This is a genomic window from Streptomyces sp. NPDC004721 (genome assembly GCF_053601495.1).
The window spans coordinates 48,351-61,824 of the sequence record NZ_JBSGBZ010000013.1; the positions used below are offsets into that span (position 1 = coordinate 48,351).

A 13,474-nucleotide genomic window follows, 5' to 3' on the forward strand; every position below is an offset into this window, starting at 1 on the left:
CTCCATGACCGCGCCCGTCGTCCACTCGCTGCGCGAACAGATCCGCGAGCACATCGTGGAGGGGATCGTCAGCGGGCGCTGGAAGCCGGGCGAGAGGATCGTGGAGCGGCGGATCGCCACCGAGCTGGAGGTCAGCCAGACGCCGGTGCGGGAGGCGCTGCGCGAGCTGGAGTCGCTGCGGCTGATCGAGTCGGCGCCGAACAAGGGCGTGCGGGTGCGCAACCTGACCGCCGCCGACCTGGAGGAGAGCTACCCGGTCCGGGCCGGCCTGGAGGCCATCGCGGCGGAGCTGGCGGCCGAGCGGCTGGCGGACGACTGCTCGGCCCTGGAACCGCACGTGGCGGCGCTGTACGAGGCCGACCGCAGGTCCGACGGCACCGGCCAGGTGCGGCACACGGTGGCCTTCCACCGCGAGCTGGTCCGCGCGGCCGGGAACTCGGTGCTGCTGCACACCTGGGAGGGCCTGGGCATCGAGGTGTTCACCGCGCTGTCGATCCGCTGGCTGGGGACGGTCCAGCAGTCGTACGCGGAGGAGCACGAGGAGCTGGTGCAGGCCTTCAAGCGGCGGGATCCGCGGATCGCCGAACTGGTCAAGTCGCACGTTCTCGGCTGCGCGCCGCGGGCTTGAGGCAGCCGAGCACCTGTACGCTCACCTGCGGAAACCCTTCGAAAAAGCGGCACCGCGTGCCCGTTTCCAAGGCACCGGGTGCCGACTTTCTCGAAATCGAAGGGTTTTACGCTTGAACCCTTTGATCGATCATCGATCAGGGAGTTAGAGTCTCCGCTGGGCTTCCACCAGAGCCTCACGCCCTGTCCTGCCAAAGACCTAGGGCACCCCCGAACCCTTACCGATGAGGGAACCCCCTTCGACTGAGGAAGGCGGCGACATGACCGACCCCAACGCCATCCAGCCGAGCGAGCTCGACCAGCTCCCGGACCGCGACCCCGAGGAGACCGCCGAATGGCAGGCCTCCCTGGACGCCGTTGCCAAGGCGGCCGGGCCGCACCGTGCGGCGTACCTGATGCGCCGTACGCTGGAGCGCGCCGAGGGCGCCGGCGTCGTCCTGCCCAAGCTTCTCGAGACGGACTACGTCAACTCCATCCCGACCGCCGCCGAGCCGGCCGTCCCCGGTGACGAGGCCATGGAGGCCCGGATCACCGCGTGGAACCGGTGGAACGCGGCGGCGATGGTGACCCGCGGAAGCAAGTACGGCGTCGGCGGCCACATCGCCACCTTCGCCTCTGCGGCGTGGCTGTACGAGACCGGCTTCAACCATTTCTTCCACGGCAAGGAGGGCGACGGCTCTGGCGACCAGCTGTACATCCAGGGCCACGCCTCCCCGGGCATCTACGCCCGCGCCTTCCTCGACGGCCGGCTGTCCGAGCAGCACCTGGACAACTTCCGCCAGGAGGCTGGCGGCAACGGCCTGCCGTCCTACCCGCATCCGCGCCGCCTGCCCTGGCTGTGGGAGTTCCCGACGGTGTCGATGGGCCTCGGCCCGATCTCCGCCATCTACCAGGCCCGGTTCAACCGGTACCTGACCAGCCGCGGTATCAAGGACGTCTCCGACTCCCACGTCTGGGCGTTCCTCGGCGACGGCGAGATGGACGAGCCGGAGTCCACCACCGCGCTGACGCTCGCCTCCCGCGAGGGCCTGGACAACCTCACCTTCGTCATCAACTGCAACCTCCAGCGCCTGGACGGCCCGGTCCGCGCCAACTTCAAGATCGTGCAGGAGCTGGAGGCCCTCTTCCGCGGCGCCGGCTGGCACGTGGTCAAGACGCTGTGGGGTTCGGCCTGGGACGAGCTGTTCGCCCTGGACACCACGGGCGCGCTGGTACGCCGGCTGCGCCAGGTACCGGACGCGCAGATCCAGACGTACCAGACCCGCGACGCCGCCTACATCCGCCAGGACTTCTTCGGGGCCGACCCGGCGCTGGCCGAGATGGCGAAGCTGCTGAGCGATGACAAGATCATCGAGTGCTTCCACTTCTCGCGCGGTGGCCACGAGGCGCGCAAGGTCTTCGCCGCCTACAAGGCCGCCCTGGAGCACAAGGGCGCCCCGACGGTGATCCTGGCCCAGACGGTCAAGGGCCACACCCTCGGTACGGGCTTCGCGTCGAAGAACGCCAACCACCAGATGAAGAAGCTGACGGCGGACGAGTTCAAGCAGATGCGCGATCTGCTGGACCTGCCCATCCCGGACAGCGCCTTCGCCGACGGCCAGGTCCCCTACGGCCACCCCGGCGCCGACTCCCCCGAGGTCCGCTACCTCCAGGAGCGCCGCGCGGCGCTCGGCGGCCCGGCCCCGGCCCGCCGCGTCCACCCGGTCGCGCCGCTGCCCGCCCCCGCCGACAAGGCGTTCGCCGCCTTCGACAAGGGCTCCGGCTCGCAGAGCGTGGCCACCACCATGGCGTTCGTCCGCCTGGTCAAGGACCTGGTCCGCGACAAGGAGACCGGCAAGCGCTGGGTGCCGATCGTCCCCGACGAGGCGCGCACCTTCGGCATGGAGTCGCTGTTCCCCTCGCTCGGCATCTACTCGCCCAAGGGCCAGACGTACGAGCCGGTCGACCGCGACCAGCTGATGTACTACAAGGAGGCCAAGAACGGCCAGATCCTCAACGAGGGGATCACCGAGGCCGGTTCGATGGCCGACTTCATCGCCGCTTCGTCGTCGTACTCGACGCACGGCGAGGCGATGATCCCCTTCTACATCTTCTACTCGATGTTCGGCTGGCAGCGCACGGCCGACCAGATGTGGCAGCTCGGCGACCAGCTCGGCCGCGGCTTCCTGGTCGGCGCCACCGCGGGCCGCACCACGCTGACGGGTGAGGGTCTGCAGCACGCCGACGGCCACTCGCCGGTCATCGCGGCGACCAACCCGGCCGCGCTGACCTACGACCCGGCGTTCGCCTACGAGGTCGCGGCCATCGTCAAGGACGGTCTGCGCCGCATGTACGGCCAGGCCGAGCCCGGCGAGGACCAGGACGTCTTCTACTACCTGACGGTCTACAACGAGCCGCTGCCGCAGCCCGCCAAGCCGTCCGCCCCCGGCGTCGACGAGGGCATCGTCAAGGGCCTGTACCGCTTCAACACGGCGGAGTCGGCGGGCCTGACGGTCCCGGCGAACGCGCCGCGGATCCAGCTGCTCGGCTCCGGCACGGCGATCCACTGGGCGCTGGACGCCCAGCGGATGCTCGCCGAGGAGTGGGGCGTGGCCGCCGACGTGTGGTCCGCGACCTCCTGGGGCGAGCTGCGCCGGGACGCCATGGAGGCCGACGCGGCACTGCTGCGCGGCGAGGAGCGGGTGCCGTACGTCCGCCGGGCGCTCCAGGGCGCCGAGGGCCCGGTCCTCGCGGTCTCCGACTACATGCGCCAGGTCCCGGACCAGGTCGCGCAGTGGATCGAGCAGGACTACACCTCGCTGGGCGCCGACGGCTTCGGTCTGTCGGACACCCGTGACGCCGCCCGCCGCCACTTCGGCGTCGACGCCCAGTCGATCGTCGCCGCCGCCCTGGCCCAGCTCGCCCGGCGCGGCGAGGTGAAGGCCTCGGCGGTCAAGGAGGCCCGGGAGAAGTACGGCCTGTGAGGCACACCGCATGACGACGAAGGGGTACGGCCGCGGCCGTGCCCCTTCGTCGTCGGTGGCCCCGGCATGATGGCCGTATGCGTGCCGCCCGTCTGATCAAAATGGTGCTGCTGCTCCAGTCGCGGCCCGCCATGACCGCCGCCGAGCTCGCCCGGGAGCTGGAGGTGTCGGAGCGGACCGTCACACGGGACGCGCAGGCGCTGTCGGAGGCGGGTGTGCCGGTGTACGCGGACCGGGGGCGGGCCGGGGGCTACCGGCTGGTCGGCGGCTACCGCACCCGGCTGACCGGGCTCGACCGCGGTGAGGCGGAGGCGCTCTTCCTCAGCGGCGTTCCGGGGGCGCTGCGCGAGATGGGGCTTGAGGACGCCGCCTCGGCCGCCCGGCTGAAGGTGTCCGCGGCCCTGCTCCCCTCCCTGCGCGACGCCTCCCGTACGGCGGCGCAGCGCTTCCATCTGGACGCGCCCGACTGGTTCCGCGCGCCGAGGACGCCCGAGCTGCTGCCGGCGGTCGCGGAGGCGGTGTGGGACGACCGGCTGATCACCGCGTGCTACCGGCGTGGCGAGGAGGAGGTCGCGCGGGAGCTGGAGCCGTACGGGCTCGTGCTGAAGGCGGGCGTGTGGTACCTGTGCGCCCGGGTCGTGGGGCCAGGCTCCTTCCGGGTCTACCGCGTGGACCGTTTCGCGGCCGTGGACGCCGGCGCGGAGAAGCGCTTCGAACGGGACGGCGGCTTCGACCTGCCCGCCTTCTGGGAGGAGCGGGCCGCGCAGTTCGCGCGGTCCGTCCTGCGGGCCGAGGTGGTGGTGCGGCTGTCCGAGGAGGGCCTGCGGCGGCTGCCGCACGCCGTGGGGCCGGTGCCGGCCCGGGCGGCGCTGGAGGTCGTCGGGGCCGCGGCCGGCGGCGACGGGAGCGGGTGGGTGACGGTGACCCTGCCGGTGGAGTCCGAAGAGGTCGCCCACACCCAGCTCACGGCGCTCGGGCCGGAGGTCGAGGTGCTGGCTCCCGAGGCGCTGCGGGAGCGTTTCGCGCGCGACGCCGAACGGCTGGCCGCGCTGTACCGCCCCTGACGGCCCGGTGCATTCCGCGTGCGTCCCCCGGCGCGAGGGCCGATGCTTGAAGCCGTGATGGACGAGACAGAGTTCTGGGAGCTGATCGACGGCAGCCGCGAGGCCGCCGAGGGTGATCCGGAGGAGCAGGCCGACCTGCTCGTCGAGCGGCTGCTGGGCTGCGAACCCGAGGTGGTCCTGGACTTCGCCCGTCACTTCGAGTCCCGGTACAACCGGGCCTACCGCTGGGACCTGTGGGGCGCCGCCTGGGTGCTCCTGGACGGGGCCAGCGACGACGCCTTCGACTTCTTCCGGTGCTGGCTGATCGGCCAGGGCCGGGAGGTCTTCGAGGGCGCCCTGCACGATCCGGACTCGCTCGCAGACCAGCTGGACGACTTCGACGAGGAGGTCGACGGCGACGGCGAGGAGCTCGGCTACGCGGCCGACGAGGCCTACGAGCAGCTCACCGGCACGGTCGCCCCCGACCTCGGCATCCCGGCCGCCCCGGCGGAACCGGAGGGCACCCCGGTCGACTTCGAGGACGACAGGGCGCTCGCCCGGCGCTATCCGAAGCTGTGGGACCGGTTCCGTGAGTAGCGCCTCCGACCAACTCCCGGCACCCACGGGCCTCCTGTGACGGCCCCCACGGGGGCGTCTTGGACGGTGGTCCGGAAGGGCCAGGAGGCCCGGGAGACCCGTGAGATCCAGGAGGCCTGTGAGAGTCCAGAGGCCGGGGAGGGCGGAGGGGCCTGGAAGGCCCGAGAGGGACCAGAGGGCCAGGAGACCCGAGAAGTCCCGGAGGCCCGAGAGGCCCGGGAAACCCTGGAGGGCCGGGAAGCCCGCGAAGCCCGGGAGACCCGAGTGACCCGGGCGACCCGAGAGACCGGGGAGGGCCAGGAGACCCGAGAGACCCCGGGGGAACGGGAGGCCTGGGCAGGCCCAGAGGCCCCAGAGGACCAAGGGGCCCGGGAGGGTCAAGGGGCCCAGGAAGCGCAGGAAGCCCGGGTGGGCCGGGTGGGCCCGGTGGGTCGGGAAGGCCACATGGGCCGGGAGGGCCAGGAAGGCCAGGAGGGCGGCTCAGTTTCGGCTCTGGAGGTGGGCTGCGGCTTCGCGGATCGCGGGGAGGTGTACGGTCAGCGCGGCGCCCGGGCAGTTGGTCCTGAAGCCGTCCCTGTGGCCGGCCAGGGCGGGGAGCAGGACGGTGGCGCCGGACGCGTAGCGGCTCTGCCCGTTGCTGGAGACGAGGCTGACGCTGCCGCGCGGGTCGACTCCAGCCAGGCCCAGTTTCCAGGCGCTCAGCGCGGCGATCGCGTCGGTCATGGCGCGCGGCACGGGCGTTCCGGCCGTGAAGGTGCCGATGGCGGCGATGCCCGCCGTGCGGTGGTTGAAGCCCTGGGTGTGGGCGCCGGTGACGGCGCGGTCGACTCCGCCGGCGCGGCCCTCGTAGATCGTGCCGCAGCGGTCGACGAGGAAGTTGTAGCCGATGTCGTCCCACGCGCGGGCGCCGGTCTGCCCGGCGTACAGGCGGCGGATGACGCTCGGGGTGTCGGCGCAGGCGTAGCCGTTGGGCGAGTCGGTGTGGTGCACGAAGACGGCGACGACCTTGTCGTCGTAGCGCGGGGGCGGCTGGGCGCGCCGCACGGTGGCGTCCAGCCAGGCCGAGCGGGGCACGATCCGCGGCCGGGGCGCGTCGTGCGCCGGGGCCGCCGGACGGGGCACGGCGGCGGGCACGGACACGGACGTCGTCCGTCCGGAGCCGGACACGTACAGCAGCAGCGCGCCGACGGCGGCGACGCCCGGCAGACAGCACAGGAGCGCCACGAGAGCGCGGCGCGGCCGCTCCGGACGCGAGCCGCGCGCCCGCCCGGCGCTTCGCACAACACGCATGAGCCCACCCTCGGGCGGTTCCGGTCCGTCCGCGATGTGCACTCTGCCACCTGGTGGAACCATCATCCCGGTCCAGGACGTTTCTGGTGGTACACGTACACGTGGCCGGTCCCCGGATCCACGTGCGCGTGGCTGATCACTGGACCCGTCCCGCGCGTATGTGTGGATCCGAGGAGAAAGGCGGCGTGAGTGGACCTGCTCGACCTGCTGTTGGTGCTGGTGATCCTCGTCTACGCCGCGTCCGGCTACCGGCGGGGACTGGTGGCCGGCTGCGTCTCGCTGGCCGGTTTCGTCGGCGGTGCCGTCGTCGGCGTGTGGATCCTGCCGTGGGTGATGGACTTCGTCACGCGCGGGACGACCACGGCGACGGTCACCGCCGTGCTCACCGTGCTGGTGCCGGCCGTGGTGGGGCACGAACTGGCGGGCCGTCTGGCGCTGCGGCTGCGGCGCGAGCTGGACCGCGGGCCGCTGCGGGTGGCCGACGGCATCGGCGGGGCCGCCGCCAACACGGTGGCGGTGCTGATCGTGGCCTGGGTGGCGGCGAGCGTCCTGGCCGCCTCCTCGTCCCCGGTGGTGACGTCGGCGATACGCGACTCCAGGCTTCTGGGCGCCGTGCAGAACGCGATGCCGGACACCACCCCGGCCTGGTTCTCGCGTGCCACCTCCGCACTGACCGAGGCGGGCTTCCCTCAGGTCTTCAACCCCTTCGAGAACGAGCCGGCGGCGGGCGTCGCCCGGCCCTCCGGGGACAGCGTGACGGAGAGCGCGACGAACGCCGCCCGGTTCAGCACGGTCAAGATCGAGGGCGCCGCGGGCAACCAGGGCCGCGAGGGCAGCGGGTTCGTGTACGCGCCGGAGCATGTGATGACCAACGCGCACGTGGTGGCGGGCATCGACGATCCGGCCGTACGGATCGGCGGCGTCGGACGGTCGTACGAGGCACGGGTGGTGCTGTTCGACCCGCACCGGGACGTGGCCGTGCTCTACGTCCCCGGGCTGGACGCCCCCGTGCTGCGGTTCGACGACACCGCCGGGCGCGGCGACTCGGCGGTGGTCGCGGGCTATCCGCAGGACGGCGACCTGAACCTCCAGGCGGCGACGGTCGCGAACCGCATCCGGGCGACGGGCCAGAACATCTACAACAACGGCACGGTCACCCGGGAGATCTACTCGATCCGCTCCACGGTCCTCCCCGGCAACTCCGGCGGTCCGCTGCTCACCACGGACGGCCGGGTCTTCGGCGTGGTCTTCGCCCGCTCCACCTCCGACAACGAGACGGGATACGTCCTGACGGCGGCCGAGGTCGCCCCGGACGCGCAGCGGGCGGCGCACGCGACCGCGCCGGTGGACACGGGCCGGCTGGTGACCTCGTGACTCAGAGTCTTCCGTCGGGCCCCGCGGCTCAGTCGGGCCCCGCGGCTCAGAGGAAGCGGCCCATGAGGACGTCGTCGACGTAGGTGCCGTCCAGGTGGAACTCCTCTGGCTGGACGCCTTCCACCACGAAGCGCTCGGACTCGTACAGCTTGCGGGCGGGGGTGTTGTGGCCCAGCACCCGCAGGGTGATCCGGCGGGCGCCCTGGCCGCGGGCCTCCTCGACGGCGGCGCGCAGCAGGGCGCGGCCCACCCCGCTGCCGCGGGCCTCCTCGGCCACGGCGAGTCCGCGGATCTGCCGGACGTGCGCGTTCGACGCCAGTTCGGTGGGGAAGCCGAGGCGGATGTAGCCGACCAGCCGGCCGCCGAGTTCGGCGACCAGGTGGTCGCGCGGTCCCGACCGGTGCGTGAAGAAGGGCTCGTAGGGCTGCCGCGGGGGCGGGGTGACCGCGTGCGCCGTGGACCAGGCCTCACGGTCGAGCCGGCCGAGACCGTCCTCGTCGTCGAATGTGGCGTGGCGTATGCAGGGAACCGGCATGACGGTCACTCTACGGTGCGGACCGGACCGGACCGCCGGGATTTCCGCGGCCCGGCGGGCAGGATGGACGCATGGAACGTTCGCGAATCGCGGTGGCCGGCGCGTCCGGTCTGATCGGCAGTGCCCTGGTGCGGTCCCTGGTCGCGGACGGGCACGAGGTGGTGCGCCTGGTGCGCCGTTCGGCCCGCGGCGAGGACGAGGTCTGCTGGGATCCCGTCGGCCGGTACGTGGACGCGGCGGGGCTCGCCGGGTGCGACGCTGTGGTCAACCTGGCGGGCGCGGGCGTGGGCGACCACCGGTGGACGCGGGAGTACAAGAAGACGATCCGGGACAGCCGGGTGCTCGGTACGACGGCGCTCGCCGAGGCCGCCGCCTCCCTGGACGCGCCCCCGCGGGTGTTCGTCAGCGGCAGCGCGATCGGCTACTACGGCGACACCGGCGAGCGCGCCGTCGACGAGGACGCGCCGCCCGGGGACGGTTTTCTGCCGGCGCTGTGCGTCGAGTGGGAGCAGGCCGCGGCTCCCGCGCGGGAGGCGGGCGTCCGGACGGTGTTCGCCCGCACCGGGCTGGTGGTGGCCCGTGAGGGCGGGGCGTGGGGACGGCTGTTCCCGCTGTTCAAGGCAGGGTTGGGCGGTCGGATGGGAGACGGGCGGCAGTTCTGGTCGTTCATCGCGCTGCACGACGAGGTGGCCGCGCTGCGCCATCTGCTGGACACCGAGAGCCTGTCCGGGCCGGTCAACCTCACCGCGCCGCAGCCGCTGACGAACGGTGAGATCACCGCGGCCATGGGTCGGGTGCTGCAACGGCCGACACTGTTCTCCGTGCCGGCGCCGGTCCTGCGCGCGGTGCTCGGGGAGATGGCGGGCGATGTGCTGGGCAGCGCGCGGGTGGTGCCGAAGCGGCTGCTGGAGTCCGGGTTCTCGTTCGCCTTTCCGGGGATCGAGGACGCCGTCCGTGCGGCGCTGTGACCCCTGTGACCGCTCGCCGTGCCACCTTGCGATCGCGCGCGGAACACCTTTCGACCGTGTGCGACCGCCGTGCGACCGTGCCCTGCCGATGCGCGACTGCCCCTGACCCGGCGCGGTCCTAATCTCGACGCGAACTCGGGTATTCCTGACGCCGGTCGCGGGCATTACCGCTCCACCGGCCGCGCAACCTCGAGGAGGGGCACGTGCTTGAGCCCGCGTATCAGGCTGACGTCGTCGTCGTGGGAGCCGGGGTCGCCGGGCTCGCGGCAGCGCATCGACTGACCAGCGCAGGAGTGACGACTGCGGTCCTGGAGGCCGCCCCTTACGTGGGCGGCCGCATGTCGACGGAGAAGGTCGACGGGTTCCGGCTCGACCGGATCGGACAGCTGCTGAACACGTCGTATCCCCAACTGGCCCTGAGCCCGGGGCTCGACGCGCTCGTGCTGCGTCCCTTCGCGCCGGGCGTCCTGCTGCACAGCGACGGACGGCACCTCCGTACGGGCGCTCCGGCGCACGGAGGGAGCGCAAGGAGCGCACTTCACGTAGTGCGCGCCCTGGCAAGCGCCCCCCGCTCGCCGGTTCCCCGGCCGTCGTCCCTCGCCCGTGCGTCCCTCTCCCGGCCGTCCGTTCCCCGGTCGTCCGCCGCGCCGTTCCTCGACGGTCCGCCGCCCGGACGCCGAGGGATCGGCACGCCGCTGCGGCTGCGCGCCGCGCTCGGCCGGATCGCCGCCACGCCGGTCGAACGCCTGCTGTCACGCCCCGAGTTGACGGCCCAGCAGGCGCTGGCCGCCCGCAGCCTGCCCGCCCGCACCGTCGACGGCTTCCTGCGTCCGCTGCTCGCCGCCCTGTTGTGCGACCCGGATCTCACCACGTCCAGCCGCTGCGCGGACCTGGCCCTGCACTCCTTCGCCTCCGGCCGGCTGTGCCTGCCGGAGGGCGGCGCCGAGGTCCTGCCGGAGCTGCTCGCGCGCACGCTGCCGCCCGGCACCGTGCACACCGGCGTACGGGCCACCTCGGTCTCCACCACCTCGGTGACCACCGCCGAGCACGGTGAGATCCGCTGCCGGGCCGTGCTGGTCGCCACCGACGCGCGCGCCGCCGCCGAGCTGCTGCCCGGGCTGCGCGTACCGGACTTCCACCCGGTGACGATGGTCCACCACACGACCGACGAGCCCCCGGAGACGGGCGGGTACCTGCTGCTCGACGCGGAGCGCGGCGGCCCGGTGGCGCACACGGCGGTGGTCAGCCGCGTCGACCCCTCCCGCGCGCCCGCCGGCCGCGCCCTGGTGTCGTCGACGGTCCTGGGCGTGCCCCCGGCCGACGTCGACACGGCCGTACGCCGCCATCTGTCCCGCCTCTACGGCACGTCCACCGCCCGCTGGGAGACGCTCGCCGTGCACCACACCCCCGAGGCCGTCCCCGCGATGCGGCCCCCGCACGACCCGCGGCGCCCGGTGCGGCTGCTGGCGGGCCTGTACGTGTGCGGCGACCACCGGGACACCAGCACCGTCCAGGGCGCGCTGCACTCGGCCCACCGGGCCGCCGCGGCGATCCTGGGCGACCTGGGAGCCGGCCGCCCGATGGACCGGGCGGACCCGACAGCGACGGAGCCGAAAGCCGCCGCCTGATCAAAAGCCCCACCCCGCCACCGCCACCCCGTCCCGGGACTCGACCGAACGCCACTGCCGTTGTCCCGGGACTCGCCCCAACACCGCCGCCGCGCCCCGGGAGGCTCCCCAGCCCCGCCACCTGGTCCCGGACACTCGGCCCAACACCGCGCCCTCGTCCCGGAACTCGGCCCGGCGCCCCCACCGTTGCCCGGAGACTCAACCCGGCGCCGACACCTCGTTCCGGGGACTCGGCCCAACGCCGCCGCCTGGTCCCTGGTACTCGCCCCAACGCCGCCGCCACGCCCCCGGGGCTCAACCCAGCCCCGCCACCTGGTCCCGGACACTCGGCCCAACACCGCGCCCTCGTCCCGGAACTCGGCCCGGCGCCCCCACCGTTGCCCGGAGACTCAACCCGGCGCCGACACCTCGTTCCGGGGACTCGGCCCAACGCCGCCGCCTGGTCCCTGGTACTCGCCCCAACGCCGCCGCCACGCCCCCGGGGCTCAACCCAGCCCCGCCACCTGGTCCCGGACACTCGGCCCAACACCGCGCCCTCGTCCCGGAACTCGGCCCGGCGCCCCCACCGTTGCCCGGAGACTCAGCCCGGCGCCGACACCTTGTCCTGGGGACTCGGCCCGACGCCGCCACCTTTGTCCCAGGGGCTCAACCCAACACCGCCCCCTGCCCTGGGGACTCGGCCCGGCACCGCTGCCCTTGTCTCAGGGCCTGAACCCAACGCCGCCATCGCGTCCCGGGACTCAGCCCAACGTCACTGCCACACCCCAGGACTCAGCCCAACGCCGCCACCTTGGCCCCCGGGCTCAACCCAGCGCCGCCACCTCGTCCCGGAGACTCAGCCCAGCGCCGCCACCCTGTCCCGGTAGCCGCGTACGGGTGTCGCGTCCTTGTACGGTTCCAGGCGGCGTTCGAAGTCCTTGACGTACTCCACCGCCCGGACCGAACGCATGTCCGCGGCCTGGGTCGCCGCCTCGGCGGCCAGGCGGCAGGCCTGGTCCAGGTCGCCGAGGCCGAGGCGGGCGGTGGCCAGGACCACCCGGCAGAACAGCCGGCTGCGGGCGTGCGCCGGGGCGCGCAGCCGCAGGGCGCGTTCGGCATGCTGCGCGGCGGCGCGGTACTGCTGGAGGTCCCGGTGGCAGTGCCCGGACTCATCGGCCAGCTGGGCCTCGTCGAAGCGCGCCCAGGAGGGCACCTCGTCCCCGGGCCGGGCCGCCTCCAGGGAGCGCTCGGCGCGCAGCAGGGACGCGGTGCAGGCGCGCACCTCGCCCAGCACGCCGTGCCCGCGCGCCTCGGCGGCGTGCAGCAGCGCCTGCACGGCGGGCGGGGCGGAGCCGCCGAGCCCCTGCTGGGCCACCCGTGCGAGCTGCACGGCCTCCCGCCCGTGTCCGAGGTAGACGGCCTGCCGGCTCATGGTGACCAGCACATAAGCGCCGTAGGGCCGGTCCCCGGCGGCCTGGGCGAGCCGCAGCGCCTGCACGAAGTAGCGCTGGGCGAGCCCGTGCGCGGCGATGTCGTACGACGTCCAGCCGGCCAGCCGGGTCAGGTCGGCGGCGGCCCCGAAGAGCCGGCGGCCGGTCTGCTCGCCGTAGGTGCCGCGCAGCATCGGCTCGCACTCGTGCTCCAGGTAGCGCACGAGGGCCTGGCGGGCGTGGCCGCCGCCGTACAGGTCGTCGAGGGTGCGGAACAGCTCGCCGACCGAGCGCAGGGCGGCGATGTCGCCGGCGGTGACCCTCAGGCCCGCCTCCCGCCCGGCCGGACCCCGTTCGGCCCGGCCGCGCTGCCGTGGCACGCCGGGCGCCGAGGGGTCGGGCACGACGAGGGCGGGCCGGTCCGGGTGCCCCTGGGCGGGGACCCGGGTGGCCGGTGCCTCCGCCCGGGCGACCCTGTCGTCGGCCCGGCCGATCAGCCAGTCCCGGCTGGGCACGACGAGACCCGCCGGGGTGAAGGCGATCCTGCGCAGTTCGGCGTGGCTGCCGCAGTCCTTGCGCCACAGCCCGCCGATGATGTCGACGGCCTCCTCCGGGGTGGCGGCGAACTCCAGCCCCGCGTACACCGGGGCGCAGGCGTCCAGGCCGAGGTCCTGCGCGGTCAGGCGGCGGCCCAGACGCCGGGTGAAGACCTCCGCGATGAGGGCGGGCGTGGTGCCCCGCGGCTGCTGGCCGCGCAGCCAGCGGGTGACCGACGTCTTGTCGTATCTCAGGTCCAGCCCGTGTTCGAGGCCGAGCTGGTCGACGCGACGGGCCAGACCCGCGTTGGAGAACCCCGCCTCTGCGATGAGCGCGGCGAGCTGGCGGTTGGGAGTGCGCTGCGCGGGTCGTTCCGTCATCTGCGGTGCGGTCTCCTGCCTCTCGGGCAGCCACGCGGCCGCGTGGCGCCCGGATTGCCTGTGAGCAGCCCTTATGGCCTCATGAACGGCGCGAATGTAGCGGAGAGTGAGCAACTGACCGCA

The 13,474-nt window shown here is 73.6% G+C and carries 10 protein-coding genes; 7 read left to right on the forward strand and 3 right to left on the reverse strand.

Annotated elements, in window-relative coordinates; all coding sequences use genetic code 11:
* The first annotated feature begins 4 nt into the window (after nt 1-4).
* From ACWEK3_RS14465 to ACWEK3_RS14480, 4 genes are all read left to right on the forward strand, one after another.
* Complete coding sequence (locus ACWEK3_RS14465) at nt 5-628, forward strand: GntR family transcriptional regulator (RefSeq protein WP_225074357.1); 624 nt, start codon at nt 5-7, stop codon at nt 626-628.
* 259 nt (nt 629-887) lie between these two features.
* On the forward strand, nt 888-3,590 hold the full coding sequence (gene aceE / locus ACWEK3_RS14470; protein WP_450544453.1) for a pyruvate dehydrogenase (acetyl-transferring), homodimeric type: 2,703 nt from the start codon (nt 888-890) through the stop codon (nt 3,588-3,590).
* A gap of 77 nt (nt 3,591-3,667) precedes the next feature.
* The gene (locus tag ACWEK3_RS14475) at nt 3,668-4,654 is read left to right on the forward strand and encodes a helix-turn-helix transcriptional regulator (RefSeq protein WP_453249784.1); all 987 of its coding nucleotides are present in this window, start codon (nt 3,668-3,670) and stop codon (nt 4,652-4,654) included.
* A 57-nt stretch (nt 4,655-4,711) separates the two neighbouring features.
* Complete coding sequence (locus ACWEK3_RS14480; protein WP_453249833.1) at nt 4,712-5,230, forward strand: DUF4240 domain-containing protein; 519 nt, start codon at nt 4,712-4,714, stop codon at nt 5,228-5,230.
* A 480-nt stretch (nt 5,231-5,710) separates the two neighbouring features.
* On the opposite strand, the gene ACWEK3_RS14485 is transcribed toward ACWEK3_RS14480, so the two are convergent.
* Nucleotides 5,711-6,520, reverse strand: coding sequence for a peptidoglycan recognition protein family protein (locus ACWEK3_RS14485; protein WP_450544457.1), 810 nt, complete (start codon nt 6,518-6,520; stop codon nt 5,711-5,713).
* Between the two features lie 189 nt (nt 6,521-6,709).
* Between ACWEK3_RS14485 and ACWEK3_RS14490 the strand changes: the two genes are divergently transcribed.
* Nucleotides 6,710-7,894, forward strand: a complete 1,185-nt coding sequence (locus tag ACWEK3_RS14490; RefSeq protein ID WP_390726460.1) for a MarP family serine protease — start codon at nt 6,710-6,712, stop codon at nt 7,892-7,894.
* A gap of 46 nt (nt 7,895-7,940) precedes the next feature.
* On the opposite strand, the gene ACWEK3_RS14495 is transcribed toward ACWEK3_RS14490, so the two are convergent.
* On the reverse strand, nt 7,941-8,429 hold the full coding sequence (locus ACWEK3_RS14495; protein WP_453249785.1) for an N-acetyltransferase family protein: 489 nt from the start codon (nt 8,427-8,429) through the stop codon (nt 7,941-7,943).
* A 71-nt stretch (nt 8,430-8,500) separates the two neighbouring features.
* Here ACWEK3_RS14495 and ACWEK3_RS14500 point away from each other — a divergent pair, with 71 nt between their 5' ends.
* Both ACWEK3_RS14500 and ACWEK3_RS14505 read left to right on the forward strand, forming a co-directional pair.
* On the forward strand, nt 8,501-9,397 hold the full coding sequence (locus ACWEK3_RS14500) for a TIGR01777 family oxidoreductase (RefSeq protein WP_453249786.1): 897 nt from the start codon (nt 8,501-8,503) through the stop codon (nt 9,395-9,397).
* A gap of 203 nt (nt 9,398-9,600) precedes the next feature.
* A complete protein-coding gene (locus ACWEK3_RS14505) occupies nt 9,601-11,025 on the forward strand; it encodes an NAD(P)/FAD-dependent oxidoreductase (RefSeq protein ID WP_453249787.1) in 1,425 nt (474 codons plus the stop codon).
* An 835-nt stretch (nt 11,026-11,860) separates the two neighbouring features.
* On the opposite strand, the gene ACWEK3_RS14510 is transcribed toward ACWEK3_RS14505, so the two are convergent.
* Nucleotides 11,861-13,351 carry a regulator gene (locus ACWEK3_RS14510; protein WP_453249788.1) on the reverse strand — a complete coding sequence of 497 codons (1,491 nt, stop codon included), beginning with the start codon at nt 13,349-13,351 and terminating at the stop codon, nt 11,861-11,863.
* Nucleotides 13,352-13,474: the final 123 nt, after the last annotated feature.

What these genes read in the sequence shown, in the direction of transcription:
- ACWEK3_RS14465 (WP_225074357.1), top strand. Translation starts at nt 5, where the DNA reads ATGACCGCGCCCGTCGTCCACTCGCTGCGCGAACAGATCCGCGAGCAC.
- aceE (WP_450544453.1), top strand. Translation starts at nt 888, where the DNA reads ATGACCGACCCCAACGCCATCCAGCCGAGCGAGCTCGACCAGCTCCCG.
- ACWEK3_RS14475 (WP_453249784.1), top strand. Translation starts at nt 3,668, where the DNA reads ATGCGTGCCGCCCGTCTGATCAAAATGGTGCTGCTGCTCCAGTCGCGG.
- ACWEK3_RS14480 (WP_453249833.1), top strand. Translation starts at nt 4,712, where the DNA reads ATGGACGAGACAGAGTTCTGGGAGCTGATCGACGGCAGCCGCGAGGCC.
- ACWEK3_RS14485 (WP_450544457.1), bottom strand. Translation starts at nt 6,520, where the DNA reads ATGCGTGTTGTGCGAAGCGCCGGGCGGGCGCGCGGCTCGCGTCCGGAG.
- ACWEK3_RS14495 (WP_453249785.1), bottom strand. Translation starts at nt 8,429, where the DNA reads ATGCCGGTTCCCTGCATACGCCACGCCACATTCGACGACGAGGACGGT.
- ACWEK3_RS14500 (WP_453249786.1), top strand. Translation starts at nt 8,501, where the DNA reads ATGGAACGTTCGCGAATCGCGGTGGCCGGCGCGTCCGGTCTGATCGGC.
- ACWEK3_RS14510 (WP_453249788.1), bottom strand. Translation starts at nt 13,351, where the DNA reads ATGACGGAACGACCCGCGCAGCGCACTCCCAACCGCCAGCTCGCCGCG.